The organism is Ruegeria sp. AP11, from assembly GCF_056535865.1.
Genome location: NZ_JBQFJB010000001.1, coordinates 957585 through 982373 on the forward strand (window position 1 = coordinate 957585; position 24789 = coordinate 982373).

Annotated in this window: 30 protein-coding genes; 9 read left to right on the plus strand and 21 right to left on the minus strand. The window is 60.6% G+C overall.

Annotated elements, in window-relative coordinates; translation table 11 throughout:
* Window positions 1–8: 8 nt before the first annotated feature.
* Genes ACR3E4_RS04885 through ACR3E4_RS04905 form a run of 5 tightly spaced genes read right to left on the minus strand, consistent with a single transcriptional unit; the run spans window position 9 to window position 4196 of the window.
* Window positions 9–401, minus strand: a complete 393-nt coding sequence (locus ACR3E4_RS04885; protein WP_480534801.1) for a PTS sugar transporter subunit IIA — start codon at window positions 399–401, stop codon at window positions 9–11.
* Window positions 398–1279 carry an RNase adapter RapZ gene (gene rapZ / locus ACR3E4_RS04890; RefSeq protein ID WP_480567068.1) on the minus strand — a complete coding sequence of 294 codons (882 nt, stop codon included), beginning with the start codon at window positions 1277–1279 and terminating at the stop codon, window positions 398–400. Before rapZ ends, ACR3E4_RS04885 begins: the two co-directional genes overlap by 4 nt.
* Entirely contained in the window at window positions 1276–1746 is a 471-nt protein-coding gene (locus tag ACR3E4_RS04895; protein WP_480534797.1) for an HPr kinase/phosphorylase, read from the minus strand. Before ACR3E4_RS04895 ends, rapZ begins: the two co-directional genes overlap by 4 nt.
* A gap of 3 nt (window positions 1747–1749) precedes the next feature.
* Window positions 1750–3459 carry a sensor histidine kinase gene (locus ACR3E4_RS04900; RefSeq protein WP_480534795.1) on the minus strand — a complete coding sequence of 570 codons (1710 nt, stop codon included), beginning with the start codon at window positions 3457–3459 and terminating at the stop codon, window positions 1750–1752.
* Window positions 3460–3491: 32 nt separating this feature from the next.
* On the minus strand, window positions 3492–4196 hold the full coding sequence (locus tag ACR3E4_RS04905; RefSeq protein ID WP_480534793.1) for a response regulator transcription factor: 705 nt from the start codon (window positions 4194–4196) through the stop codon (window positions 3492–3494).
* A gap of 346 nt (window positions 4197–4542) precedes the next feature.
* On the opposite strand from ACR3E4_RS04905, the gene ACR3E4_RS04910 reads away from it, so the two are divergent.
* From ACR3E4_RS04910 to ACR3E4_RS04920, 3 genes are all read left to right on the plus strand, one after another.
* Window positions 4543–6141, plus strand: coding sequence for a phosphoenolpyruvate carboxykinase (locus tag ACR3E4_RS04910; protein WP_480534791.1), 1599 nt, complete (start codon window positions 4543–4545; stop codon window positions 6139–6141).
* A 279-nt stretch (window positions 6142–6420) separates the two neighbouring features.
* Window positions 6421–6711 carry a hypothetical protein gene (locus ACR3E4_RS04915; protein WP_480534789.1) on the plus strand — a complete coding sequence of 97 codons (291 nt, stop codon included), beginning with the start codon at window positions 6421–6423 and terminating at the stop codon, window positions 6709–6711.
* 111 nt (window positions 6712–6822) lie between these two features.
* On the plus strand, window positions 6823–7287 hold the full coding sequence (locus ACR3E4_RS04920; protein ID WP_480534787.1) for a hypothetical protein: 465 nt from the start codon (window positions 6823–6825) through the stop codon (window positions 7285–7287).
* On the opposite strand, the gene ACR3E4_RS04925 is transcribed toward ACR3E4_RS04920, so the two are convergent.
* Window positions 7284–8048 (minus strand): sulfite exporter TauE/SafE family protein, encoded by a 765-nt coding sequence (locus ACR3E4_RS04925; RefSeq protein ID WP_480534785.1) that lies wholly within the window; start codon window positions 8046–8048, stop codon window positions 7284–7286. The two genes, ACR3E4_RS04920 and ACR3E4_RS04925, sit on opposite strands and share 4 nt — an antisense overlap.
* A 144-nt stretch (window positions 8049–8192) precedes the next feature.
* Here ACR3E4_RS04925 and ACR3E4_RS04930 point away from each other — a divergent pair, with 144 nt between their 5' ends.
* From ACR3E4_RS04930 to ACR3E4_RS04940, 3 genes are all read left to right on the plus strand, one after another.
* Window positions 8193–9884, plus strand: coding sequence for an acyl-CoA dehydrogenase family protein (locus ACR3E4_RS04930; protein WP_480534783.1), 1692 nt, complete (start codon window positions 8193–8195; stop codon window positions 9882–9884).
* Between the two features lie 216 nt (window positions 9885–10100).
* Window positions 10101–10643, plus strand: a complete 543-nt coding sequence (locus ACR3E4_RS04935; RefSeq protein WP_480534781.1) for a hypothetical protein — start codon at window positions 10101–10103, stop codon at window positions 10641–10643.
* A 12-nt stretch (window positions 10644–10655) separates the two neighbouring features.
* Window positions 10656–11048, plus strand: coding sequence for an META domain-containing protein (locus ACR3E4_RS04940; protein WP_480534779.1), 393 nt, complete (start codon window positions 10656–10658; stop codon window positions 11046–11048).
* Here the strand turns inward: ACR3E4_RS04940 and recO are convergent.
* Window positions 11032–11757, minus strand: a complete 726-nt coding sequence (gene recO, locus ACR3E4_RS04945; protein WP_480534777.1) for a DNA repair protein RecO — start codon at window positions 11755–11757, stop codon at window positions 11032–11034. The genes ACR3E4_RS04940 and recO overlap by 17 nt on opposite strands.
* Window positions 11758–11928: 171 nt before the next feature.
* Here recO and ACR3E4_RS04950 point away from each other — a divergent pair, with 171 nt between their 5' ends.
* Window positions 11929–12318, plus strand: a complete 390-nt coding sequence (locus tag ACR3E4_RS04950; protein ID WP_480534775.1) for a VOC family protein — start codon at window positions 11929–11931, stop codon at window positions 12316–12318.
* 8 nt (window positions 12319–12326) lie between these two features.
* On the opposite strand, the gene ACR3E4_RS04955 is transcribed toward ACR3E4_RS04950, so the two are convergent.
* The 7 genes from ACR3E4_RS04955 to acpS form a co-directional block, all read right to left on the minus strand.
* Window positions 12327–12650 carry a SemiSWEET transporter gene (locus ACR3E4_RS04955; RefSeq protein ID WP_480534773.1) on the minus strand — a complete coding sequence of 108 codons (324 nt, stop codon included), beginning with the start codon at window positions 12648–12650 and terminating at the stop codon, window positions 12327–12329.
* Between the two features lie 98 nt (window positions 12651–12748).
* Window positions 12749–13078, minus strand: coding sequence for a DUF1491 family protein (locus ACR3E4_RS04960; RefSeq protein ID WP_480534771.1), 330 nt, complete (start codon window positions 13076–13078; stop codon window positions 12749–12751).
* Complete coding sequence (gene era / locus ACR3E4_RS04965; protein ID WP_480534769.1) at window positions 13075–13983, minus strand: GTPase Era; 909 nt, start codon at window positions 13981–13983, stop codon at window positions 13075–13077. The genes ACR3E4_RS04960 and era overlap by 4 nt, the downstream gene beginning before the upstream one ends.
* A gap of 236 nt (window positions 13984–14219) precedes the next feature.
* Entirely contained in the window at window positions 14220–14741 is a 522-nt protein-coding gene (locus tag ACR3E4_RS04970) for an N-acetyltransferase family protein (protein ID WP_480534767.1), read from the minus strand.
* A 25-nt stretch (window positions 14742–14766) separates the two neighbouring features.
* Window positions 14767–15444, minus strand: coding sequence for a ribonuclease III (rnc, locus tag ACR3E4_RS04975; protein ID WP_480534765.1), 678 nt, complete (start codon window positions 15442–15444; stop codon window positions 14767–14769).
* Entirely contained in the window at window positions 15441–16280 is an 840-nt protein-coding gene (gene lepB / locus ACR3E4_RS04980) for a signal peptidase I (RefSeq protein ID WP_480534763.1), read from the minus strand. Before lepB ends, rnc begins: the two co-directional genes overlap by 4 nt.
* A gap of 57 nt (window positions 16281–16337) precedes the next feature.
* Window positions 16338–16757 carry a holo-ACP synthase gene (gene acpS / locus ACR3E4_RS04985; protein WP_480534761.1) on the minus strand — a complete coding sequence of 140 codons (420 nt, stop codon included), beginning with the start codon at window positions 16755–16757 and terminating at the stop codon, window positions 16338–16340.
* A 48-nt stretch (window positions 16758–16805) separates the two neighbouring features.
* Between acpS and ACR3E4_RS04990 the strand changes: the two genes are divergently transcribed.
* Window positions 16806–17720 (plus strand): CE1 family esterase, encoded by a 915-nt coding sequence (locus ACR3E4_RS04990; protein WP_480534759.1) that lies wholly within the window; start codon window positions 16806–16808, stop codon window positions 17718–17720.
* 2 nt (window positions 17721–17722) lie between these two features.
* Here ACR3E4_RS04990 and ACR3E4_RS04995 read toward each other — a convergent pair whose 3' ends face one another.
* The 7 genes from ACR3E4_RS04995 to folK form a co-directional block, all read right to left on the minus strand.
* Window positions 17723–18700 (minus strand): NADPH:quinone reductase, encoded by a 978-nt coding sequence (locus tag ACR3E4_RS04995; RefSeq protein ID WP_480534757.1) that lies wholly within the window; start codon window positions 18698–18700, stop codon window positions 17723–17725.
* On the minus strand, window positions 18697–19320 hold the full coding sequence (locus ACR3E4_RS05000) for a LysE family translocator (protein WP_480534755.1): 624 nt from the start codon (window positions 19318–19320) through the stop codon (window positions 18697–18699). Before ACR3E4_RS05000 ends, ACR3E4_RS04995 begins: the two co-directional genes overlap by 4 nt.
* On the minus strand, window positions 19317–20063 hold the full coding sequence (locus ACR3E4_RS05005; protein WP_480534753.1) for a pyridoxine 5'-phosphate synthase: 747 nt from the start codon (window positions 20061–20063) through the stop codon (window positions 19317–19319). Before ACR3E4_RS05005 ends, ACR3E4_RS05000 begins: the two co-directional genes overlap by 4 nt.
* On the minus strand, window positions 20056–20754 hold the full coding sequence (locus ACR3E4_RS05010; protein WP_480534752.1) for a DUF2062 domain-containing protein: 699 nt from the start codon (window positions 20752–20754) through the stop codon (window positions 20056–20058). Before ACR3E4_RS05010 ends, ACR3E4_RS05005 begins: the two co-directional genes overlap by 8 nt.
* Window positions 20755–20770: 16 nt before the next feature.
* Window positions 20771–22903: a RelA/SpoT family protein gene (locus tag ACR3E4_RS05015; protein ID WP_480534751.1), complete on the minus strand. Its 2133-nt coding sequence runs from the start codon at window positions 22901–22903 to the stop codon at window positions 20771–20773.
* A gap of 25 nt (window positions 22904–22928) precedes the next feature.
* The gene (rpoZ, locus tag ACR3E4_RS05020) at window positions 22929–23282 is read right to left on the minus strand and encodes a DNA-directed RNA polymerase subunit omega (protein ID WP_480534749.1); all 354 of its coding nucleotides are present in this window, start codon (window positions 23280–23282) and stop codon (window positions 22929–22931) included.
* Between the two features lie 94 nt (window positions 23283–23376).
* Complete coding sequence (folK, locus tag ACR3E4_RS05025; protein WP_480534747.1) at window positions 23377–23958, minus strand: 2-amino-4-hydroxy-6-hydroxymethyldihydropteridine diphosphokinase; 582 nt, start codon at window positions 23956–23958, stop codon at window positions 23377–23379.
* A gap of 126 nt (window positions 23959–24084) precedes the next feature.
* On the opposite strand from folK, the gene ACR3E4_RS05030 reads away from it, so the two are divergent.
* Window positions 24085–24660 carry a LabA-like NYN domain-containing protein gene (locus ACR3E4_RS05030; RefSeq protein ID WP_298388428.1) on the plus strand — a complete coding sequence of 192 codons (576 nt, stop codon included), beginning with the start codon at window positions 24085–24087 and terminating at the stop codon, window positions 24658–24660.
* Window positions 24661–24789: the final 129 nt, after the last annotated feature.

Consider the following 24789-nt stretch of genomic DNA (forward strand, 5'->3'; position numbering starts at 1 on the left):
ATCCGGTATCAATCCAGCGTCACATTTTGCGCATTGATGTATTTTCGTCCAGCTTCCAGTGCCAAACGCACCGCCTCGGCCAGCGGCAGGTGGCGGCTTTTGGCCAATTTGATCAGCATGGGCAAGTTGGCGCCATAAAGGATTCGCCGGTCCTGCGGTGCGCAGGCCCGCAGGCTGAGATTCGACGGGCTGCCGCCATAAAGATCGGTTACCACGACAACACCATCGCCCTGATCAACCTCATCAGCGGCGCGGCAAATCTCGGCCTGCTTTTCTTCGCGATTATGATCAGCCGCGATCGGGATGGCGAGCAGCCCGGGCTGTTTACCAACCACATGCTGCGTGGCAGACAGGTATTCCTGCGCCAACCCGCCATGTGCAACGATTACGATCCCGATCAACCCGGCCTCACATTCAAAGAACGACGTTCTATTTCGCGATGCCTTATTGACACCTGCTGGCCCGCTTCTGCAAGGGCCTTTGCAACGGCTTCCGCCACCGCGACCGAGCGGTGCTGGCCGCCGGTGCATCCGAAAGCCACCGACAGATGCGCCTTGCCCTCGGCCCGGAATGCCGGAAGCAGCTCGATCAGCAGGTCCACGACCCGGTCGAAGAACGCACGATAGTTCATATCGGATTGAACATAGGCCGCCACCTCCGGGTTTCGACCATCTGCGGCGCGGAATTCGGGCCGCCAATAGGGATTGGCCAGAAAGCGGCAGTCGAAAACCATATCCAGGCCGCGCGGCAAGCCGCGTTTGTACGAGAAGGAATCGATCGAAACCGCCAGATGCCGTCCGCCTTCGGGGGCGAACCAGCGCTCGACCTCTTCGCGCAGCTGGTGGACGTTCAGTGCGGTCGTATCGATCAGGGTATCGGCGATCTCGCGGATCGGAGCCAGCAGTTCCTTTTCCTGACGTATTCCGGTTTCGGGGCTGGCATCGGCTGCCACTGGGTGGCGGCGGCGGGTTTCCGAAAATCGGCGCAGCAGCACCTCGTCGCTGCAATCCAGATAGAGGATGGTCAGATCGACCTGCGCCATCCGGCCCAGTTTCGCCGCCAGTTCGATGAACCCGATGGTCGAAAAATCGCGGTTGCGCGCATCGATGCCCAGCGCCATCGGGCTGCCCGGTTCGGAGCTGTCCATCAGGCGCGACAGCAGACCCATTGGCAGGTTGTCGATGGCCTCGAACCCAAGGTCTTCAAGGACGTGGATCGCGGTCGACCGGCCCGCGCCCGAAGGTCCGGTTACCAAAACGGTGCGACGTTGCGCGGTCATGAGATCGGCCATTCGGGGCTTACGCGTCCCATTTTCAGAAGTTGCAGCAATGCTGCCGGTAGATTTGGTACGGTCGCGGCGCGAAGCAAGGGAACAGTTTGCCCCAGCACCTTCACGTCGATGGGATCAGGCAGACGCGCCGGCTCAGTCTGATCCAGATCGACCACATAGGCCAGCGGAACGGCCTTGACCGCTTTGGCCCGCAACAGGCCCACTCCGCGCGCTTCGATCAGGCCGCGCAAATGCGGAACCGCTTCGGCCACGACCCGCATTCCGTGTGCGGTCAACGTGACGCGATCATCCGCCACCAGCCGGGCGCCCAGTGCCATCATCTGCAACGCCAGCGCCGATTTGCCGGTGCCGGATGCGCCGATGATCAGTAAACCCGCATCCTCAACGGACACACAGGTGGCGTGAACACACGCCTCGTCCTGATCTGCAATGTCAGAGAAAAGCGCTGCCCCCATGGCCTAGACGGGCAGCCCGACCACGAACCGCGCCCCCAGCGGCTCCGAGGTGACATCGGCCTCGGTCGGGCGAATATTCTCGGCCCAGATCACCCCGCCATGCGCTTCGACGATCTGTTTCGAGATCGCCAGTCCGAGGCCAGAATTGTTGCCGAAATGCTCCTCGGGGCGCTGAGAATAAAAGCGTTTGAAAATTTTGGTCAGCGCCTGATCGGGAATGCCGGGGCCGGTATCCTCGACCACAACCAACACACGGTTGTCCCTGCGGCGCACCCAGACGCGGATCGCGTCCTTGTCCTCGCAGAACGAAATGGCGTTGGTGATCAAATTGACGAAAACCTGTGCCAAACGCGCCTCGAGCCCGTTGATCACGATGGGCTCAGAGGGCAGATCAGTGATATAATCAATCCCCTGCGAACGCGCGTCTTCCCCAAGAAACTGGCCGATATTGTTCAGCAGGTTGAGAAGATCGAAAGGTTGTTCTTCCTCTTTCACCAGCTCTGCATCCAGCCTTGAGGCGTTTGAGATATCGCTGACCAGCCGGTCCAGCCGCCTTACGTCATGTTCAATCACACCCAGCAGCTTTTCACGCTGATCCTCGCGCTTGACCATGCGCATGGTGCCGACAGCCGATTGCAAACTGGCCAGAGGGTTTTTGATCTCATGCGCTACATCCGCCGCGAACTGCTCATTGGCATCAATACGGTTGTAAAGCGCAGTCACCATACCGCGCAGCGCCTGACTGAGGCGCCCGATCTCATCTGGGCGGGCGCTCAGATCCGGAATGCGGATGCGCCCGGGATTGACCCCGGCCCCGCGATCCTTACCCGTCTCTGCTGCTGCGGCCAGATCCGCCAGGGGGTTGGCGATCGTCGAAGCCAGAACCAGGCTCAGACCGATTGAGACCAGCAGCGCCACGATGAACATCTGCAGAATCCGCTCTTGCTCTTTGCGGGCCAGCGCGTCGATCTCACCCGACGGACCGGCCATTGCGACTGCGCCCACTGGCGCGCCGTCCAGCATGATCGGCGCCACGGACACGATCACGGTTTGACCCAGATCATCCTTGACCGCCTGCACTTGCATACCACCGTCCAGAGCCTGCGGAATCATCTCTTGCACGCGCTGCGCCAAAGTGGGCGGATCAATATCGGAAGAGCCGCTGAAAATGGCAGAAATACCTGTCCAGACTGCGTTCAGCGCATCGCTGATAAGCGTGCTGCCGGTCGAGCTGTCGATGTTTTGGCGCAACAGGCTGGGCAATTCCGCAGCACTCGCCGCGCCGCGCGTCCAGCCGATCAGCGTACCAGTGCCATCATAGACGAAAACTTCACCGCCCTCTGGCAGGCTGAGACCCGCCAGCGTGTCGCGCACGTCCAGCGCAGCCGCGCCGCCGGGGGCGGGTCGGCGCAGCTGCGTTTCGAATACGTTGCTGACAAGCTGGACATCGCCAACCAGATTGCGCGCGGTCTGCTGCACGCGTTCCTTTCGCGAGTCATCGAGATAGAGAAGCCCGGCCACAAGAATGACCAGCGCGATCAGGTTGAAGGTGATAATTCGACGTGCCAGCGCAGAATGGCGCAGCGAGAACAGGTTGCGGCGCGATCGCTTGGCGCTGAGCTCGGCAGCCTGAGGGTCTTGGGGAATGACCCAGTCATCCCCAATTACGACATCTGCGTCGCGCACTTGATCAGAGTGTTCCGTATCGCGCACGAGACCCTTTCACCCCCTAAAAACGGCCGCGCCTATTCTTCGTTATACCGATATCCGATACCATAAAGCGTTTCGATGGCCGAGAACTCTGAATCCGCGGCCCGCATTTTCTTGCGCAGTCGCTTGATATGGCTGTCGATGGTCCGATCATCCACATAGACCTGATCGTCATAGGCCACATCCATCAGCTGATCACGGCTTTTGACAAAACCCGGACGCTGTGCCAGCGCCTGCAGCAACAGGAATTCTGTCACGGTCAGCGAGACATCATTGCCTTTCCAGCTCACGGCGTGACGTAGCGGATCCATCCGCAAATCTCCGCGCTCCATCACCTTGGTGTCGCCGGTGGCAACACTGCCCGCATCACCTTCAACCGCTTCCTGACGGCGCAGCAGGGCGCGAATGCGTTCGACCAGCAATCGTTGCGAGAACGGCTTTTTGACGTAGTCATCTGCGCCCATACGCAGGCCCAGAACCTCGTCGATCTCGTCATCCTTGGAGGTCAGGAAAATCACCGGCATCTGTGTTTTCTGCCGCAGTCTCTGCAACAGGTCCATGCCATCCATACGCGGCATTTTGATATCCAGCACAGCCATGTCCGGCAGCTTCTTGTTGAAAGCGTCCAGCGCAGCCTGACCATCGTTATATGTTTCGACCTCGAACCCTTCGGCTTCGAGTGTCATGGACACGGACGTCAGGATATTTCTGTCGTCGTCCACAAGTGCAATCTTTGACATCGGGTTCACCCCTATTCCTGCTCACTGCGCAATAATACGCTTTTTTGTAAGGCATTGTTGGCGGTTTTGAGCCACCGAATCAACTCGTAACCGCGAAACGTGCCATTCTTGCGGCAGGTCTGCGGCAAATTTGCCTTTCTGGCTTCTAATTGCTGCCTTGATTTGAGGCAGGCAATTGGTGATGGCGCTAAACCTGAACTTGGTTGCGCTAACTCCTCCCAACCCTCCTGTTCATGTTCTAAAATACCATGATAAGAGGCGCCTGACCGCCGGATTCTTTCCGGTTTCCGCCCCCAATGGCACTTTCGGTTCAACCGTCAAGGCGCCGCCACAGGAGAAGACACACATGACATCTGGACGGGTTAACCCGCAATTCCGCCTCGAAGATCAGGGCATCGAGGGTCTGGGCAATGTCTATTACAACTTCATGGAACCGGCGCTGATCGAAGAGGCGCTGAAGCGCGGCGAAGGCACCCTTGGCAATGGTGGCGCCTTTCTGGTCACCACCGGCAAATTCACCGGCCGGTCGCCCAAGGACAAGCATGTCGTCAAAACCGACAGTGTTGCCGAAAGCATCTGGTGGGAAAACAATGCTGAAATGAGCCCAGAGGGCTTTGACGCGCTGTATGAAGACATGCTGGCCCATATGAAAGGCCGCGACTATTTCGTGCAGGACCTCGTCGGCGGGGCTGATCCCAGCTATTCGATCAACGTGCGCATGGTCACAGAGCTGGCCTGGCACAATCTGTTCATCCGCCATCTGCTGCGCCGCCCGGATCGCGAGGATCTGGATGAGTTCACAGCGGACTTCACCGTCATCAACTGCCCCAGCTTCCAGGCCGATCCCGCCAAACACGGCTGCCGCAGCGAGACCGTGATCGCGCTGAACTTCGACCGCAAGCTGATCCTGATCGGCGGCACTGAATATGCGGGCGAAAACAAGAAATCCGTGTTCACCCTGCTGAACTACATGCTGCCCGAGAAAGGCGTGATGCCGATGCACTGCTCGGCCAACCATGCCGTGGGCAACCCGGTCGACACCGCCGTCTTCTTCGGCCTGTCGGGCACCGGCAAGACCACCCTGTCCGCCGACCCGGCCCGCGTGCTGATCGGTGATGACGAACATGGCTGGTCGGATCGCGGCACCTTCAACTTTGAGGGCGGCTGCTATGCCAAGACGATCAATCTGAACGCCGAAGCCGAGCCTGAAATCTACGCGACCACTTCGAAATTCGGCACCGTGATCGAGAACATGGTCTTCGACCCCGAGACCAAGGAACTGGATTTCAACGACGACTCGCTGACCGCGAACATGCGCTGCGCCTATCCGCTGGAGTATATCTCGAACGCATCCAGCAGCGCGTTGGGCGGGCATCCGAAGAACATCATCATGCTGACCTGTGACGCGTTCGGCGTTCTGCCTCCGATCGCGCGGCTGACGCCCGCACAGGCGATGTATCACTTCCTGTCGGGCTTCACCTCGAAAGTAGCCGGGACCGAGCGTGGCGTGACCGAGCCGCAGCCCACCTTCTCGACCTGCTTCGGCGCACCCTTCATGCCGCGCCGCCCCGAGGCCTATGGCAACCTGCTGCGTGACAAAATCGCCCAGCACGGCGCCACCTGCTGGCTGGTCAACACCGGCTGGACCGGCGGTGCCTATGGCGTGGGCAGCCGGATGCCGATCAAGGCCACCCGCGCGCTGCTGACCGCCGCGCTGGAAGGCTCATTGGCTGACGCGGAATACCGCAAGGACGCCAATTTCGGCTTTGACGTACCTGTGTCTGTGCCCGGCGTGCCCGAGGTCCTGCTGGACCCGCGCCGCACCTGGGACGATCAGGCGGCCTTTGACAAACAGGCGGAAAAGCTGGTGCAGATGTTCGCCGAAAACTTCGAGCAGTATCTGCCCTTCATCGACGAAGATATCAAAGCCGTCGCCATCGGCTGATCGGGATTGGGGGCCGTTTGGGCCCCCCAATTCCCCCCTGCTTACGTAGCGGAAACAGCAAACACACAGACAAGTGCGTTGCGAGAATGCGCAACTTGAGCTATTTCATTCCCTCATCTGAAATTGGGCGCTCCGAGCATATCACTCACTCAACAACGCTTCGGGAGGTCTTTCAAAGTAACTATTATTTCCTATGGGGATGGGTGTCGGATTGATGAGTTGCAAAGGAATTGGCCTGACAACATGCATCGGTCAGACATGGAACACGACAGGTAGACCATGACCGAAATTTCAAAACTGACGGAACTGCGCAAATTGATGCAAAGTATGGAGCGCACCCTGGGGCTGGAAGAGCTTTCGCCGGTTGAGCGTGACATTTATTACGCCGCGGAAGAGCTTTCCAAAGCTGACACTGAAGTACGCACTTTCGGTCTGATCGAACACACTCTGGTTCAAAGCGTTTCGCGCCCGACATTTTTTCGCGCCCTGAAATCGCTGGTGCAGAAAGGATATCTTTCGCAAAGCGGCAGCGCCAACCGTGGGCGCTATGTGGTTCATGCGCCCAGGTGATTTTTGCCTGTCTAACGGAATCGGCTAATCTCCGTGCGAAGATGGGCCTCTGACACTTTTTTCGCCTCTTTGGCCTATGTGGCGGCATCACTCTTTACGTTTGAAGTGCTGATGCCCCTGCAGAATATGTTCTTTCCGGAATATCCCAGCCGGGCCAGCCTGCTGTTCCTGCCCCACGGGGTACGTGTTCTGACGGCATGGCTGCTGGGATGGCGGGCAATATTCGCGCTGCTTCCGGGCGTCTTTATCGTCTTCGCCATGGTTGGCGGCTGGGATGTCTTTCTACCCAGCCGGTTGCTGGCCATGGCCATTGCGGTCACGACAGTCCCGATTGTGTTTTATGCCTGCAAAGCGCTTGGTTGGGATCTGTTCCCACACGCCGACCGAAACCCGTGCTGGGCCTGTATCATGGGGGTCGGAATCGTGACTTCGCTGTTGGTTGCGGGCCTGACCAACATGGCGTTCGGCAGCGCAACCGTCGAATATGTCGCCTATCTGATCGGTGATATCTCGGGCCTGTTTTTCCTGATGCTGGGTTTGCATTATGCCTTTCGCTTTGCCGAAAGCCGCAGTTAACCCATGATGCCGCGTCTGAGCAGGTTCAGACCGGCAACCAGCAGCACCAGCAGCGTGAGCTTGCGGAACTGCGCCTGATCGATGCGGTCCTGCAGAAACTGCCCGCCGCGCATACCGGCCAGCGCCGGAATAACCAGCAGCGCAGAAAACACCGCAGTCTCGGCCCGTAGAATACCCGAGCCCAGATGCGCCACCACCAGCGCCACGGCCCCCAGGCCATAGATCACCCCCTGCACCCGCATCTGATCCTTCTTCGGTGTATTCAGCGCTGTCAGATAGGCCACGGTTGGTGGGCCCCACACGCCCGAGATACCTCCGACAGCCCCGGCCACTGCGCCCGCCATGGCCTCAACCCGGGTCGAAGGTGCTTGCAGCGTCAACTTCAAGCCCAACAGTTGCACCAAGGCAAAGAACGAGACAGGCGCACCGAGGATCAGAAGAAAAGCCTTTGGCGACAATACGTTGATCAGCTGCGCGCTGGCCAGAAGACAAACCAGTCCAACCCCGAGAAACACGCGGAACTGGCGCACCGAGGCGACTGCAGCGGTCGCCCCCTCGCGCAGGGCCTGAACGCCGTTAGTGACCATGGTGGGCAGGATCAGACCCGCCAGCGCCAACTCGGGGGGCAACATCATGCTGAGGCCCGAAACCAGTACCATCGGCATGGCAAAGCCGACCATGCCTTTGACCCAGCCAGCAATAAAGGCCACAAGCAAAGACAGGTAAAATTCCTGCGGTGTCATGAGCGAAAACAGTTCCATTCGGCCTTCATATCACCCCGGGATTATTCTGCACTGCAAAATTGGTCGGGCAATTTTTGAACTATTTTAGGCCTTTTTGCGTATTTTTGTTGCGCTGCACGTGCAGCATGGTATGACCAGACAACCCAGCAGAGGACGTGATTCATGGCCCATGACGGACAGGATGTGACGAACATGACGCAGCCAGCGGTATTGCCCGACCTTCTGACACTCAGTGCGGCGGCTTTGCCCGCTGTCGAGGCTGTTTTCGAAAAAGCGCGCGTATCCGTGCGCGCGATGGTGACAAGCGAGGGGCGTGTCTCGGGCGCGTTGATCGAAGCGCATCAGACGGCGGCGCATGGGCTGGCGTGGCTGGCGACCTATCACCAGTCGCTGCAGCAGATGCAACGCTGGGCCGAGGCGCTTCAGGCCGAAGGAAAATTCGGTGAGATGGAGCAATTGCTGCACCAGATCGCATTCGGAGAATACCTGCACCAGATCGCCGGCGGCATTCCGATGAACCAGGGGGAAATCCTGCGTTTACAGAACCTTGACCTTGGCTGGGACGCATTGTCAGGGTTCCAGTGCAGCGAAGTGCAGACCCTGATGGCGCAGGCCAACTCTCAGGCCGCGCGCACGCGTCTGGTTGAGCTGATGCAGGATCAGCCCGGCGCCACCATGTTCGGCGCCTCCGGTCTGGACGACGAACTTGAGATGATCCGCGACCAGTTCCGCCGCTATGCCGTTGAAAAGGTTGAACCAAATGCGCATGACTGGCACCTGAAAGACGAATTGATCCCGATCGAGATCATCGAAGAGCTGGCCGAAATGGGCGTATTCGGCCTGACTATCCCCGAGGAGTATGGCGGGTTCGGCCTGTCCAAAGCCTCGATGTGCGTGGTGTCCGAAGAGCTGTCGCGCGGCTATATCGGTGTGGGTTCGCTGGGTACCCGGTCCGAGATCGCGGCAGAGCTGATTATCGCGGGCGGCACGGATGAACAAAAGGCCAACTGGCTGCCCAAGCTGGCCAGCGCCGAGATCTTGCCGACAGCGGTGTTTACTGAACCCAATACCGGCTCGGATCTGGGCAGCCTGCGCACCCGGGCCGTCAAGGGAGAAGATGGTAACTATAAGATAACAGGCAATAAAACATGGATCACGCACGCCGCGCGCACCCATGTGATGACCCTGCTTGCGCGGACCAATCCCGACAGCACCGATCACCGTGGGCTGTCGATGTTCCTGGCCGAAAAGACGCCCGGAACCGATGAGAACCCCTTCCCCACTCCGGGCATGACCGGCGGGGAAATTGAGGTGCTTGGCTACCGCGGGATGAAGGAATACGAACTGGGTTTTGACGGTTTCGAGGTCAAGTGCGAGAACCTGTTGGGCGGAGAAGAAGGCAAAGGTTTCAAGCAGTTGATGGAAACCTTCGAGTCCGCCCGCATCCAGACCGCCGCCCGCGCCATTGGCGTGGCGCAGAGTGCTTTGGACATCGCGATGCAATATGCGCAGGACCGCAAGCAGTTCGGAAAATCGCTGATCAACTTCCCTCGGGTCTCGGGCAAGCTGGCGATGATGGCGGTCGAGATCATGATCGCCCGACAGCTAACCTATTATTCCGCATGGGAAAAAGACCACGGCCAGCGATGCGACCTTGAGGCCGGGATGGCCAAGTTGCTGGGCGCGCGGGTTGCCTGGGCGGCGGCGGATAACGGGTTGCAAATCCATGGCGGCAACGGTTTCGCGCTGGAGTACAAGATCAGCCGCGTGCTGTGTGACGCGCGGATTCTGAACATCTTTGAAGGCGCCGCTGAAATTCAGGCGCAGGTCATCGCGCGTCGATTGCTGGGCTGACGCCCGGTTCGATGCGGTTTCCCCAACTGAACCCGGCCCTGCGCCGGGTTTTCTTTTTCTTCCGTGTTGTACAGACCCGCAGGCCCCGATCTTCCGAGTTGTACAACATTGTTTTGTGATCCTGAGGGCGAAACTTCCCCCTCGGATCGGGCGCGGAAATCGGGTAAAGGGCGTCAACCGAAACCAGCGCCCAAGCTGGCCAGAGGAGAATCGAGCGTGAAATCCATCATCGCAGTTTTGGCCACCTGTCTGGCCTTCGCCGGATGTGCCATGGCCCCCAGCACCGGGTCCGACGATGTAGATCAGCTGGCGCAGGCGATCCAGCAACTCGGCCCCGAGGTCGACCCGGCCGAGGCGCGGCGCGCCGCCCAGATATCCTATGCCTATTCCAGTCAGTTGAAGCAACAGTGGAACGTCAACGACCCGGCCATCATTCACAACGCCAAGGTCATCAACGGCTTTCGCGAAAAAGGTCTGTGCAACGACTGGGCACAGGCGATGACCACACGTCTGAAGCAGGAAAATTTCCGCACGCTGGACCTGCATTGGGCCACCTCGCCGCCGACCGCGTTCCGGATCATCCACCATTCGGCCCTGATCAGTGCCAAGGGCGATTCGATGTATGACGGCATCATCCTCGACCCGTGGCGGAACAGCGGTGTGCTGCACTGGGCTCCGGTGCGCGAGGACACCAAATACAACTGGCGACCCCGGCTTGAGGTGCGCGAAGAGCTGATCAGCGGTGTGAACCCTTACTGATAGGATGCTGCGATGATGCGACTTGCCCTGATCCTGCCTCTGCTTACGCTGTTCCAATGTGACAAGGACGAAACCGTCGCCGCCTATGGTGCGGCGGATCAGACATGGGCGCTGCAGGAAATTGATGGGCAGCCCTTTGAGGCCACTGCCCTGCTGCGGTTTCCCGAGGAAGGGCGGATCGCAGGCAATGCCCCTTGCAACACCTATTCGGGCACGCTGAACGCGCCTTATCCGTGGTTCGAGGTCGCCGATCTGGCCGCCACTCGTGCGGCTTGTGCCGGGCTTGAGGCCGAGGGGTTCTATTTCGCCGCGTTGATGGCGATGACGCAATCCGAAGTTTCAGGCGATGTGCTGATCCTGCGCAATGAGGACGGGCACGAGATGGTGTTCAAAGACGTCGAGTAAACTGCGCCACGAACCGCGCGCGGGCGTCCGGTAAAGGTGTATGGCCCAGCGATGGGGCCAGATGATTTTCCAGAAAATACCCGGTGGTGCGCAGGGCATCGGCAATCTCGACATCCGGGGCCGCGCCTTCGCCGCGCAAACAGGGGGGGAGCGGCAGCAGCTTGTCGGCCCATTCCCCTGCCCCTGCCGCGCTGACCGCGCGACCGGTTTTCGGCGAGACATAGACCAGCCCCTCACACGTGCCGGTCACCGCGCAGGCCGACAGGTCGAGGCCAAAGCCCAGCTCCTCCAGCAGCGCCAGTTCCCAGCGCAGATAGGCGAGCGGCCAGACCTCATCCTGCCCAAGCAGGTCCATCAGCTGTTCGGTCTGCTTGTAGATGGCCGGGTGCGGTTCGCGTTCGGGCAGGCAGAAGGACAGCAGCGCCACCACCGCATTCAATCCTGCCAGCGCCAGCCGTCCAGAAAATGCTGCCGCGGCACGCGAGCGCAGGGGTTCAACCTGAAAGGTGCCCAGATGCTCCTCAAGTCGGGCGCGCCAGAGCACGTCGAGCTGCGCACCGGGTTGCAGGATCGGTGCAATCTTGCGGCTGGTGCCGCCACGCACAATGCCAGCGTGACGGCCATGGGCTTCGGTGAACACCTCGATGATCGCCGCTGTCTCGCCGTGGCGGCGAGAAGTCAGAAGTATGCCGTGATCACGCCAGTCCACCTATTGGCCTCGTTCAGTCATCAGATATGTCCGCAGGAAATCTTATGGCCGTTGCAGGTTCAAGGCACAAACAGGTCTGGTCGGTTTTGTGACAAACCCAAAAAACACGTTGCGTGAAATCGGACTGGGCGTTAATGTTCTCTTTATGTTCTTGCCAGGGAGAGTCCAAGAATGTCTCTTAACTATGTCATGATCGGTTCAAATGATGTACCCAAGGCCCGCGCCTATTACGATGCGGTTGTGCCCAAAATCGGTGGCAAGATCATCGCAGAATACATGCCCCACGCAGTCTGCTATGAGCTGCGCGGTGGCGGATCCATTTGGGTCGCAATGCCGTTTGATAAAGAGGCTGCGACCGTTGGAAACGGCAACATGGTGGGTCTGCTGTGCGAAAGCGAAGCGGAAGTTCGCGAAGCACATGCAACGGCCCTTGCCAATGGTGGAACGAACGAAGGCGAACCCGGTGAACGGCCACAATATGGTCCCAACTTCTTTGGCGCCTATGCGCGCGACCCCGATGGCAACAAGATGAGCTTTGTTTATTTGGGCGATGCGGGCTGATTAACCGTTCAGAACGTCACACCGGCGTGGATCAGGATGCCGATGACCATCAGCAGGTTCAGTACCATCGAGATACCGTTGCCCACATAGATGGGCAGCTTGCCCACCACCAAACCATAGGCGAACCACAGAAACGACAGCGCGGCATAGAGCGACCACGAAAGCAGCGACTGGCCGGTCGCGTGCTGGGAATGGGTAAAGTAGAGCTTGATCAGCTGCGGCAGCGTGGCGAAGGGGCCGACGATGCCGACAAAGACCATGAAACCCTCAAACCGCTGCATCCAGTGGCCGAGTTCGGATTTTTCCAGCTTTTCAGCAAGCGTTTCAGCCACGCAAAACCCTCATCCTGTTGATGTTCCCCGGATAGCCCCGTCGGCACCCGTCGATTACGGTGGTAAAATAGTCGCTTTGATCGGCGCGTCAAAGACCCTTATTCAAGGCCCTCTTCGCCCAGCAGATGCCGCCCCAGCCGGTCTTCGACCTCGATCACCCAGAGGTCGGGATCAAAGGTGCGTTGTCTGGCGATTGCGGCGTCCACGTCTGCCTCGGGGCCGCTGGACAGCTCGACCCATGTGCGCTCGCCGCTGAGCAAGTCGAAACTGCGCTGGAGTGCCACTGCCTGACCGTCCAGTGTGTTCAGCTTGACCAGCACTGCGCCTGCCGTGTTGTCGCCGTGGGACACGACAAAGGCGGGGATGTCCTGAAACCGCAGCCGCGCCAGATAGGCGTGGACCCAGAATTCAGCGGTCAGGCGGGTCATGCGTTGCCGTCTTTGAAATCCAGACCCATCTCGGAATAGCGCTCGGATTCCTCCAGCCAGTTGGGGCGTACCTTGACCTGCAGGAACAGGTGGATCTTGCGGTCGAGGAATTCTTCCAGCTCCGCCCGCGCCGCCTGACTGACGGCCTTGATGGTCTCGCCGCGTTTGCCCAGCACGATGCCCTTATGGCCGTCGCGCATGACATAGATGACCTGATCGATCTTGGCGGACCCGTCCTTGCGTTCCTCCCAGTTCTCGGTCTCGACGGTCAATTGATATGGCAGTTCCTGATGCAGGCGCAGGGTCAGTTTCTCGCGCGTCATCTCAGCCGCGATCATGCGCATCGGCAGGTCGGCGATCTGATCTTCGGGGTAGAGCCATGGACCTTCGGGCAGTTCCGAGGCGAGCCATCTGCGCAGATCGTCGGCGCCATGGCCTTTTTCAGCCGAGATCATGAAGGTTTCGGCAAAGGGATACCGCGCGTTCAGGTCGCTGGTCAAGGCCAGTAGCTTCTCGGAGGGCACCTTGTCGATCTTGTTGATGGCCAGCGCGATGGTGCGGCCCTGCCCGATCTCCGCCAGACCTTCGAGGATGCGTTCCACCCCTTCGGTGATGCCGCGATGGGCCTCGACCATCAGCACCACCACATCTGCATCGGCGGCCCCGCCCCAGGCGGCGGCGACCATGGCGCGGTCGAGGCGGCGGCGGGGTTTGAACAGGCCCGGCGTGTCGACGAAGACCAGTTGCGCGTCACCTTCCATTGCGACGCCGCGGATGCGGGCGCGGGTGGTTTGCACCTTGTGGGTCACGATCGAGACCTTGGCCCCGACCATGCGGTTCAGAAGGGTGGATTTGCCTGCGTTGGGCTCTCCGATCAGTGCGATGAATCCGGCGCGTGTGGTCATGTGTGTTGCGATCCTGTTTGCAGGTGCGCACCCCTATCGCAGAAAGCACGCTCGGGCCAGAGGGATTTGTCGCATTGTGGCACAAGCGCCGGGCTGATGCGCCCGCGGGTAGTACGAGGATCGGATTGGCTGCGCCAATCCGACCGGGAGGGGGCCAGCCCCCTCGCCCGGATATTATCCGGGCTCACCCCCGAGTTATTTTTGGCCAGATGAAGTGTGGATCCGGTTTGATGCCGCTATTGGGATGACGTGTTTACCGTCAGCGACAGGACGTGGTTCGGGTAGGACTGATTCTGAATGCGAAATTCGGTGACCCCGACCTGCCTGAAACCTTGAGAAAGGTAAAACCGGATCGCTGGCGTGTTTTCGGAATTTGTGGTCAGCCAGACGGAGGGCTCGCCGTGTGTTCGGCAATGCTCTCTGGCGATCTGCAACAGGGCCTTGCCGATACCTTTGCCATGGTGGCGCGGTTGGATGTAAAGCGTGGAGATCTCGAGCCCGGACAGGCCGGTGATCGGGGCCGGGCTGCCCCGGGTCAGGCGCAGAAAGCCGTCGATCCCGTCTGTGTTTTCGGACACCACTAGATATTGGTCGGAATCGGCGATCAAGGCTTCGAACCGGGATCTGGTGAATTCTGACAGAACGTAGTCGGCAAAAAAGGCATTCACGCCCTGCCGCAGATAGGTTCCGACCCAGACTTCGATCGACAGGGCCGCCAGGCTGGCCGCGTCCGACCGGCGCACCGGTCTGATCGTCATCGGGAACCTCGGACCGCGGGCGGCGTCAAGACAGCCGGTCCAGCAGGGCCTTGGCTGCCGCCTGTTCGGCCTGACGCTTGGAGCCTGCGGTGGCCTGCGCCTCGGTCCCGTTCTGCAGGCGGGCGGCGATGGTAAACACGGGGGCGTGGTCGGGGCCGCTGCGTTTGACCTCGACATAGCTGGGTGGTTTCTGGCCGCGGGCCTGCGCCCATTCCTGCAGCGCGGTTTTGGCGTCGCGTGCGTCGGCCTCGACCTTGTGGATGCGGTCACCCCAAAGGGCCAGGATGACGGCGCTGGCGGCCTCGAACCCGGCATCGCGGTAGATGGCGGCAATCACCGCCTCCATCGCGTCACCCAACAGGGCCTGTTTGCGGCGCCCGCCAGACAGCATCTCAGACCGGCCCAGTTTCAGCACCGCGCCAAGGTCGATCTGCCGGGCCACATCGGCGCAGGCCTCTTTGCGGACCAGCGCGTTGAAGCGGGGGGCGAGTTGGCCTTCGGAGGCTTTCTTGTCAGCCTCGAGCAGCGCGGTGGCCATGACAAGGCCCAGCACCCGGTCGCCCAGAAACTCGAGCCGCTGATTGTCGGGCCGCGTGGGCGATGAGACCGAGCCGTGCGTCAGCGCGCGCAGCAGCAGTTCGGGGTTGGAGAATTCATACCCCAACCGCTGCTGGAACGCCTTTATCTCAGACGATAGCTTCAATTGACCGCCTTGAAGAAACGATCACTGCGCCAGGTCCAGAAGAACAGCATCGACCGACCCGCGGAAGAGAACATGATCCGGTCAGCGCGCCCGATCAGGTTTTCGTAGGGCACAAAGCCCACGCCGCCGGCAGATTGCGGCAGACGACTGTCGGCCGAGTTGTCGCGGTTGTCGCCCATGAAGAAATAGTGGCCCTCGGGCACTGTATAGACGCCGGTATTGTCCGAGCCCTGATTGCCGATATTGAGCACGTCATAGGACACGCCATTGGGCAGGGTTTCGATCAGGCGGGTCTTTTCACAGGTGCCGCCGATCCCGACGGGGCCGTTTTCGCAGCGCGGGCGCAGGCGTTGCGGGCCTTGCGGTTCAGCGATCTCGGTGAACACTCCATCGGGTTGCTGAGGCACTGGCGTACCGTTCAGAATGATCTGACCCTGACGGACTTGAATCCGGTCGCCCGGCATACCGATCAGGCGCTTGATATAGTCGCGGCCCGTGACCGGGTGGCGGAAGACGATGACATCGCCGCGTTCAGGCTCACCGCCCAGGATGCGGGTGTCGCCGTCGCCCTGCATCCAGCCGCAGATATCCTCGGCGTCGATGTTCAGGCCGAAGCTGGGGATGATCAGGCTGGGACACGAGGCGTAGGAATAGCCATAGGCCATCTTGTTGACGAACAGGAAATCGCCGATCAGCAGGGTCTGCTTCATCGAACCCGAGGGGATCCAGAACGGCTGAAAGAACAGGGTGCGGAAAACGCCCGCGATCAGCAGGGCGTAGACGATGGTTTTGATCGTCTCCCAGACGGCGTTTCCTGATTTGGCTTCCTCGGCCATGCTGCTCTCCGGTCCTTGCGTTGTTGGGGTGCTACATGCGGGTCGGTTGGGGGCAAGTCAAGGCTGTGTGGCGGGTTCTTGAAGCGGGCGCGCCTCGATCACCACAAAGGCCTGCGCCCAGGGGTGGTCATCGGTAAGTGTGACGTGGATGATCGCCTCGTGGCCCTCGGGGGTCATTTCGCGCAGACGCTCGGCAGCCCAGCCGGTGACATGCATGACGGGCTGTCCTGTGCGCAGGTTGGTCACCGCCATATCCTTCCACGCGATACCCATGCGCAGGCCGGTGCCCAGCGCCTTGGAACACGCCTCTTTCGCGGCCCAGCGCTTGGCGTAGGTGCCCGCCGTGTCAGCGCGGCGTTCGGCCTTGCGCTGTTCGGTTTCGGTGAAGACACGATTGCGGAACCGGTCGCCGAAGCGATCGAGCGTGCCCTGAATGCGGTCGATATTTGCGAGGTCGGTGCCGATGCCGAGGATCATGCGTTTCCCAAGTCTGATGTGGGGCCAATCAACTTTATAAAAGGGTCAATGGCAAGCAGATCGCATGTCATGTGCTACACTCTGATAATTTCGGGTATTCTGGCGGAGCGTATCATGTTGCGATTGGCACTCATTTCCTCATTGGGATCTGCTTTGATTTCAACTTCTCCTTTGCTGGCCGATCCGCAAATCTGTGGTTCTGAGGCCGATCCCTGCCAGATCGATGATTTGACCTATCGCGTCGTCTTGCCCGAAGTGCCCGAAAACGCACCAAGTATCATTTATTTGCATGGTTATGCCGCCACTGCCAATGCGGCCGTCAATCGTACGGACTTGGTCGATGCGTTTACCCGCAAAGGGGTCGTATTCATTGCGCCCAATGGGCAGATCGATGTTGGCAATCCAAAGGCCCTGGACTGGGGCGTCCATGACGGGCATCGGTGGCCGCGCGATGATCTGGCCGCTCTGCAGAAAATCAAAGAGGATGCAATTGCGCGCTTCAACCTTGATCCGCGCCGGATATTGCTGGCAGGATACTCGCGCGGCGGTTCGCTGGTGTGGGACAAGGCCTGCACCAATCACAGCTTTGCAATGGCTTATGCCTCGGCATCCGGTGCATTTTGGGAACCGATGTGGCGGCGCTGCAGCGGCCCCGTGCATGTACACCACAGCCACGGCTATGCTGATCGTACCGTTCCGCTAGAAGGGCGTGAGGTTGTCTTTGGTGGTTACCAATTCGAACAGGGAAGCGTCATGAAATCCGTCGGCATTCTGACCCAAACAAATGGCTGCGGCCAGATGGCGAATGCCGTCCAAATCAATGGCGGCAATTGGGAGAAACGATGGACTGACTGCGCGGCAGGATCAGTTGTTCTGTCGCTTGGGCCCCATGGTCATGGTCGCCAGAGCGATTGGCCAGACAGAGTGGCAGATTGGTTCCTAGCCTTGCCGACTGGTCAGTAGAGTCAAACCTCTAGCACCACTGTACCCAGCTTTTGCCCGGCCTCGACCATCTGGTGGGCGGTCGCGGCGTCGCTGAGCCCTCCGCCGGAGACGATGGTGTGAGACAGCGCGCCTTGCTCCAGCCATGCGGACAGTTGCGCCTCGCCGCGGCGGCGGGCGGCGGCGTCGAGTTGGTAGACAATCAGCATATGCAGGCGGATGTTCTTGAACATGAAGCCGTAGAAATCCAGTTCGGGCGTCATTTGCGAGGCCGAGGCATAGCTGGCGATAGTGCCGCCGGGGCGGATCAGCGACAGGGATGCGGCTTGGTTGGCGGCGAAATCGACCTCGACTATGCGGTCGACGCCTGCGCCATTGGTCATTTCCATCACCGCCTGTGTCACGTCCTGCGTGCGGTAGTTGATCCACTCTGACGCGCCGGAATGGGCGGCTTTTGCGTCGGAACTGACGGTGGTGATCACCCGCGCGCCACCCAGCGCGGCCATCTGGCAGGCATAGCGCCCGACTGTGCCCGCACCGCCGGTGACCAGCACGGTCTGGTCGGCGATCGGCCCGTCACGGTAGAGCGCGTACCACGCGGTCATCGCGGGGATGCCAAAGCAGGCACCCTCGGCGAAGCTGGTGCTGTCGGGCAGACGGACGGCCTGTTCAGCGGGTAAGGCGATGTATTCCGCCCCCGTGCCAAAGGCGCGTTGCCACTGGCCGTTCCAGATCCAGACACGTTGACCCACGCGTGTGGGATCGACACCTTCGCCAACCACCTCGATCACCCCGGCCCCGTCGGAATGGGGGATGACCATCGGATATTGCATCACCGCACCGGGACGTGCGCCGCCGCGCAGCTTGACGTCAGAGGGGTTGATGCCGCTGGCGTGGACGCGTACCAGCACCTCGCCCGGGGCGGGGTCTGGTGTGGGCAGGTCGATCAGGTCGAGGACGTCCGTTGCCGCGCCAAAACTGCGATAGGTGATTGCTTTCATGACACCCTCACCGTGAGGATTTTGTAGCTGGCGACACCGAAGAACCCGGCAAAGGCGAAATCGAACCAGCGGCGGGCGCGGCGATAGGCGTTGACCATGCGTGCGGACGAGAACAGGAAGGCGTAACCGATGAAGATCAGCAGAGAGCCCGTATAGAGCATGGCGAAATAGCCCAGCAGCGTCGACAGGCTGGCGTCGCTTGGCGCGACGATGGCGTAGATCGAGCCCCAGCTGAGGATCGCCTTGGGGTTGGTCAGGTGGATCGCCGCCCCTTTGGCAAAGATAGTGTTCAGTGAACCGGTAACCGGGTTGCCCAGCGCCACCTCATCCGAGGAAAAGGCGCGGCGCAGGGCCTTGAAGGCCAGCCAGCCCAGATAGGCGACACCGATATAGCGGATCACCTCGAACACCCAGACATTGGCCAGCATGATCGCCGACAAACCCAGCGCGGCGGCAATGCCCCACGCGGCGGATCCGGCGCAGATGCCCAGCGCAAAGGCCAGACCGGCGGTGCGGCCTTCGTTCATGGCGGTTCCGGCGATGCCCATGGTGGCAGGTCCCGGAGAGCCGCCGGCCATCAGCCAGGCGAGCCAGATTGCCACAAAACCCGTGGTGATCATGCCCGCGCCTCGTCCATCAGGCGGCGCATTTCGTGGACTGCCGGGGTGAGGCCGCGGAAGATGGACTCACCAATCAGGAAATGGCCGATATTCAGCTCGCGCACCTCGGGGAAGGCGGCCACAGGCTGCACGGTGTCGTAGGTCAGGCCGTGGCCCGCGTGCACCTCGAGCCCCAGCGAATGGGCATAGGCGGACATCTCGCGCAGGGCTTCCAGCTCACGCGCGGCATCGTCCGGTTTGCCCTCGGCGTGGAAGTCGCAATAGGCGCCGGTGTGCAGTTCGATCACCTCGGCACCGATGCGATGGGCGGCGTCGATCTGGCGCTGGTCGGCGGCGATGAAGATCGACACGCGGCAGCCCGCCTCGCGCAGGGGCGCGATGAAATGGGCCAGCTTGTTTTCTTCGCGCGCGACCTCGAGCCCGCCTTCGGTGGTACGCTCTTCGCGCTTTTCGGGGACGATGCAGACGGCGTGCGGCTTGTGGCGCAGGGCGATTTTCTGCATCTCGTCCGTCGCGGCCATTTCAAAGTTCAGCGGCACCGACAGGATCTCCATCAGCCCGTCGATATCGGCATCCGAGATGTGACGGCGGTCTTCGCGCAGATGCGCGGTGATGCCATCGGCCCCGGCCTCTTCCGCGATCCGGGCGGCGCGCAGCGGGTCGGGATAGGCGCCGCCGCGCGCATTCCGCACGGTGGCCACGTGGTCGATATTCACACCCAGACGCAAACGGTTGTCAGACATCTTTCGAATCCTTCATTGTCCCTGAGGCCGAGCCTAGTGGTTTTGTCGGGGGAACGTCAGCCTCTGCCTGTGCCAGGCGTTTGATTTGTTCGAACTTCGCCTTGATCCGGGCGCGGCGGCGTTGTTGGTAGGTGCGGATCAGCGGCAGGCTGAGATAGCTGCAGATCACCCCCGCCACGATGCCGGGGATGACGCCGCCCACCATATAGGGAAAGAACACATCGTCATAAAACCGGCTGAGCCCGTGCCAGTCGGCCTGACGGTCGGTGAACATGGCGATGCAATTGTCCTTGAGATCGCCCATCGCGTCGGCAAACTTGCCCATCAGCCCGTCGGTATCATCCTTGCGGAACTTGGTGCCCAGCAGGAAATGCCCGGTCTGCAGGCTGACCACGCCGATCGGCACATAGGTCAGCGGGTTGCCGAAGAACGTACCGCTGAGCGCGGCCAGAATATTGCCGTTCAGCAGGCGCGCCAGCACGGCGGCAACCACGAAATGCAGCCCATAGAAAGGCGTGAACGAGGCGAACACCCCTGCCCCGATGCCGCGCGCGATGCGTTCGGGGCTGTCAGGCAGGCGGCGCACCCGGTGTTTGACGTAGTGAAAGGCGCGGGTCCAGCCGCCGCGCGGATAGACGAACTCTGACGCGATCTGAACGGCTGAGCGGCGATCTCGGCGCTTGAAAACCACTCGTGATCACCCCTTCTCAGCCAGCCGCGACAGCGGGTTTCGCGCTTTCCCGGTACCGTTCAACCGCTGCCACATCGCTTTCCGCCTCAAGCATCAGCATCAGCGAATGCAACTGTTCAAGGTCGCGCAGCTCGACATTGATCATCAGGCGGTAAAAATCCGGTTTGCGGTCAACGAATTCAAGGTTCGAGATATTGGCCTTTTTCTCGCCGATCAATGTGCAAATACGCCCCAGCACCCCGGCATCATTGCCGATGGTCAGATCAAGCGTCGCCCCGTAGACGGCAGGGTGCGTGCCTGCCTGCCAGTGCAGGTCGACCCAGCGGTCCGGTTCATTTTCGTAATCGGTCAGACGGTCGCAATCGATGGCATGCACCACCACGCCCTTGCCGCGATAGGTGATGCCGACGATGCGTTCGCCCGGCAGCGGCTGACAGCAGGGCGCGCGTTCAAATTTCTGCCCCGGTTCAAGCCCGATCACCGCGCGGCGGGGCGAGATGGCGTCGCCGTCATCTTTGGTCAGCTCGGGATAGACGGCCTCGACCACCTCATGGGCGGTCAGCTCGGCGCTGCCCAGACGGGCCAGCAATTCGTGGCGGTCCTTCAGGCGCAGGTGTTTGGCGGCGGTATCCAGCGCCTTGTCGGTGGATTTGCGGCCCAGATTCTCGAACCCGGCGCGGGCCAGTTCCTTGCCCAGCTTGATGAACCGCTCGCGGTCGACCTCGCGCAGCGCGCGGCGGATGGCGGTGCGGGCCTTGCCGGTGACCGCAATTTCCAGCCACGTCACCTGCGGCGTCTGGCCATCGGCGGCGATGATGTCGACCGATTGCCCGTTTTTCAGCCGTGTCCAGAGAGGCACGCGAATGCCGTCAACCTTGGCCCCGACGCAGGAGTGGCCGATGCGGGTGTGGATGGCATAGGCAAAGTCGATCGGTGTTGCCCCGCGCGGCAGTTTCACCACGTCGCCCTTGGGGGTGAAGCAGAACACCTGGTCCGAATACATCTCGAGCTTGACGGCTTCGAGGAAATCCTCGTGATCCTCTTCACTGTCGAACTGTTCGGTGAGATTGGAAATCCACTTGGCCGGGTCGACGGCGAAGGGGTTCTCGGACCGGACACCGTCGCGATACGACCAGTGCGCCGCCACGCCGGTTTCGGCCACGTCGTGCATCTGACGGGTGCGGATCTGAACCTCGACCCGCTTGCCGTCACGGCCCGACACCGTTGTGTGGATCGAGCGGTAGCCGTTCGATTTCGGCTGGCTGATATAATCCTTGAACCGTCCCGGCACCGCGCGCCAGCGCTGGTGGATCGCGCCGAGGGTGCGATAGCAGTCTTCCTCGGTCCTTGTGATGATGCGGAAGCCGTAAATGTCGGAGAGGCGCGAAAAGCCCTGATCCTTTTCCTGCATCTTGCGCCAGATCGAATAGGGTTTCTTGGCGCGGCCGAAGACCTCGGCCTCGATCCCGGCCTTTTCCAGCTCGTGCCGCATGTCGCCGGTGATGCGGTGGATCACGTCGCCGGTTTCACGTTGCAGCGTGATGAAACGCCGGATGATCGACTGGCGGCCTTCGGGGTTGAGGACGCGGAAGGCAAGATCCTCCAGCTCCTCGCGCATCCACTGCATCCCCATGCGGCCCGCAAGCGGCGCGTAGATATCCATCGTTTCGCGCGCCTTCTGCACCTGCTTTTCGGGGCGCATCGCCTTGATGGTACGCATGTTGTGCAGACGGTCGGCCAGTTTGACGAGGATAACCCGCAGGTCCTTGGACATGGCCATGAACAGCTTGCGGAAGTTTTCGGCCTGCTTGGTCTCGCGGCTGGACAGTTGCAGGTTGGTCAGCTTGGTGACGCCATCGACCAGCTTGGCGACTTCATCCCCGAACAGTTCGGATACCTTGCCGTAATTGGCTTTGGTGTCCTCAATCGTGTCGTGCAGCAGGGCGGTGATTATGGTGGCATCATCCAGACGCTGTTCGGTCAGGATGGCGGCAACGGCAACGGGGTGCGAAAAATAGGGCTCGCCGGAATGGCGGAACTGCCCGTCGTGCATCTGCTGGCCGAACTCATAGGCCCGGGCGATGCGTTCAGCATTTGTCTTGGGATTGTAATTGCGGACCAGCGCAATCAGGTCTTCTGCAGAAATCATCCGGTCCGCACCTTCGTCTTGGGGCTTACCCCTGGCCCTGAGCCTCCATCAGCGCGCGCAGGAGCTTTTCTTCGGACATGTCGTCATCCGCCGGTTTGTCGGATTCCGCACCCATCAGCAGCGCCATCTGATCTTCTTCAGGCTCGTCAACCTCGATCTGGGTCTGGTTGGCTTCGATCAGGCGTTCGCGCAGGTCGTCCGCGCTTTGCATCTCGTCCGCAATTTCGCGCAGCGACACGACAGGGTTCTTGTCGTTATCGCGGTCAACGGTGATCGCGGAACCAGCGGAAATCTCGCGCGCCCGGTGGGCTGCAAGCATCACCAGTTCGAACCGGTTCGGGACCTTGTCTACACAATCTTCGACCGTAACGCGGGCCATGGGGCGCTCTCCGTAAATGAATCCGTGGCAGGAAGGAGTTTATCTAAGCGCGAATCCCCGCCTTGACAAGCAGGAAATGCCGCAAATGCGAGGATCACAGCGGCGCAACCCCGGCCACATCCCCGGGCGGCAGCGCGGCAACCATCTGCGCCACCGTCCGCCCCAGCACCGGATGATGCCAATCGGGGGCGACATCGGCCATCGGAACCAGCACAAAAGCGCGGTCCTGCAGGCGGGGATGCGGCAGAATCAGCTGATCGGGCGCGGATTTGACCTGATCCTCGGGCGGCAAGGTCAGCCAGCGGTCGTATTCCGCACGATCCGGCAAAACCCGGTCGCCCCAGCAGACCAGATCAAGGTCGAGCGTGCGCATGCCCCAGCGCTGTTCGCGGGCGCGGCCAAATTCATGTTCGATGCGGTGCAACAGCGCCAGCACCTGCTGCGGCGTGCGGTCCGTCTCGATCAAAGCCGCGGCATTGACGTAATCCGGCCCTGCCCCCGCCGGAAAGCAGGGGGTGGCGAAAAACCGGCTGGTGGCGCGAATCACCAGACCCGCACCCGCCATCGCCGTCAGCGACTGCTGAAGTGTCACCTTGGGTCCATTATCTCTCAGACTGAGATTTGCGCCCAGCGCGATGACGGCATTTGACAAGGATTTGACCACTTTTAACCCCATATTCCATACAGAGAATGCTTGCGATATAGGCAAAAAGACCTATTTTAAGTTCACCATTGCACTGACCAATTACTTTACACTCACGGATCAAACGGTGTGGTGGCTTATACCGGAAGGACCATTTTTATGTTTTACAAGGACGAACGGCTAGCGCTGTTCATCGACGGCTCGAATCTTTATGCAGCCGCCAAAGCACTGGGGTTTGACATAGACTACAAGTTGCTGCGTCAGGAATTCATGCGCAGAGGCAAACTGCTTAGAGCTTTCTACTACACAGCGCTACTGGAAAATGACGAGTATTCCCCGATCCGACCGCTGGTGGACTGGCTGCATTACAACGGCTTCACCATGGTCACCAAACCGGCCAAGGAATACACCGACAGCATGGGGCGTCGGAAAGTCAAAGGAAACATGGATATTGAACTGACTGTCGATGCCATGGAACTGGCGCCGCGCGTCGATCATATCGTGCTGTTTTCGGGCGATGGGGATTTCCGCCCGCTGATTGCCAGCCTGCAGCGTCAGGGCGTGCGCGTTTCGGTCGTCTCGACCATCCGCAGCCAGCCGCCGATGATCTCGGACGAGCTGCGCCGCCAGGCCGACAATTTCATCGAGCTGGAGGACCTGCGCGACGTGATCGGCCGCCCTCCGCGTGAAATGCCGTCCGAGCCGCGCAGCGTTGCGGCTGCCGGCGGACACTGAAGACCAACAAGCCCCACCACTCACACACCCATGGGGACAAGACTATGTGCGGCCAGGGCCAGAAGCCCTGGCCGCACTTATTTTAAAGGGATAGGTGCTGAAAACGCCCCTTTGCTAGCAGCGATTCAT

Coding starts and splice junctions, on each gene's coding strand:
- folK (WP_480534747.1), bottom strand. CDS start 23,958: ATGGGGTTAAAAGTGGTCAAATCCTTGTCAAATGCCGTCATCGCGCTG.
- ACR3E4_RS04895 (WP_480534797.1), bottom strand. CDS start 1,746: ATGGGGGCAGCGCTTTTCTCTGACATTGCAGATCAGGACGAGGCGTGT.
- ACR3E4_RS04910 (WP_480534791.1), top strand. CDS start 4,543: ATGACATCTGGACGGGTTAACCCGCAATTCCGCCTCGAAGATCAGGGC.
- ACR3E4_RS04920 (WP_480534787.1), top strand. CDS start 6,823: ATGCCCCTGCAGAATATGTTCTTTCCGGAATATCCCAGCCGGGCCAGC.
- ACR3E4_RS04970 (WP_480534767.1), bottom strand. CDS start 14,741: ATGACGATCAGACCGGTGCGCCGGTCGGACGCGGCCAGCCTGGCGGCC.
- acpS (WP_480534761.1), bottom strand. CDS start 16,757: ATGATCCTCGGCATCGGCACCGACCTCGCAAATATCGACCGCATTCAG.
- lepB (WP_480534763.1), bottom strand. CDS start 16,280: ATGGCCGAGGAAGCCAAATCAGGAAACGCCGTCTGGGAGACGATCAAA.
- ACR3E4_RS05015 (WP_480534751.1), bottom strand. CDS start 22,903: ATGATTTCTGCAGAAGACCTGATTGCGCTGGTCCGCAATTACAATCCC.
- ACR3E4_RS04995 (WP_480534757.1), bottom strand. CDS start 18,700: ATGAAAGCAATCACCTATCGCAGTTTTGGCGCGGCAACGGACGTCCTC.
- ACR3E4_RS05005 (WP_480534753.1), bottom strand. CDS start 20,063: ATGTCTGACAACCGTTTGCGTCTGGGTGTGAATATCGACCACGTGGCC.
- ACR3E4_RS05000 (WP_480534755.1), bottom strand. CDS start 19,320: ATGATCACCACGGGTTTTGTGGCAATCTGGCTCGCCTGGCTGATGGCC.
- era (WP_480534769.1), bottom strand. CDS start 13,983: ATGACCACACGCGCCGGATTCATCGCACTGATCGGAGAGCCCAACGCA.
- ACR3E4_RS04930 (WP_480534783.1), top strand. CDS start 8,193: ATGGCCCATGACGGACAGGATGTGACGAACATGACGCAGCCAGCGGTA.
- rapZ (WP_480567068.1), bottom strand. CDS start 1,279: ATGACCGCGCAACGTCGCACCGTTTTGGTAACCGGACCTTCGGGCGCG.
- ACR3E4_RS04940 (WP_480534779.1), top strand. CDS start 10,656: ATGATGCGACTTGCCCTGATCCTGCCTCTGCTTACGCTGTTCCAATGT.
- ACR3E4_RS05030 (WP_298388428.1), top strand. CDS start 24,085: ATGTTTTACAAGGACGAACGGCTAGCGCTGTTCATCGACGGCTCGAAT.
- ACR3E4_RS04905 (WP_480534793.1), bottom strand. CDS start 4,196: ATGTCAAAGATTGCACTTGTGGACGACGACAGAAATATCCTGACGTCC.
- ACR3E4_RS04915 (WP_480534789.1), top strand. CDS start 6,421: ATGACCGAAATTTCAAAACTGACGGAACTGCGCAAATTGATGCAAAGT.
- ACR3E4_RS04990 (WP_480534759.1), top strand. CDS start 16,806: ATGGCAAGCAGATCGCATGTCATGTGCTACACTCTGATAATTTCGGGT.
- ACR3E4_RS04925 (WP_480534785.1), bottom strand. CDS start 8,048: ATGGAACTGTTTTCGCTCATGACACCGCAGGAATTTTACCTGTCTTTG.
- ACR3E4_RS04960 (WP_480534771.1), bottom strand. CDS start 13,078: ATGACCCGCCTGACCGCTGAATTCTGGGTCCACGCCTATCTGGCGCGG.
- ACR3E4_RS04950 (WP_480534775.1), top strand. CDS start 11,929: ATGTCTCTTAACTATGTCATGATCGGTTCAAATGATGTACCCAAGGCC.
- rpoZ (WP_480534749.1), bottom strand. CDS start 23,282: ATGGCCCGCGTTACGGTCGAAGATTGTGTAGACAAGGTCCCGAACCGG.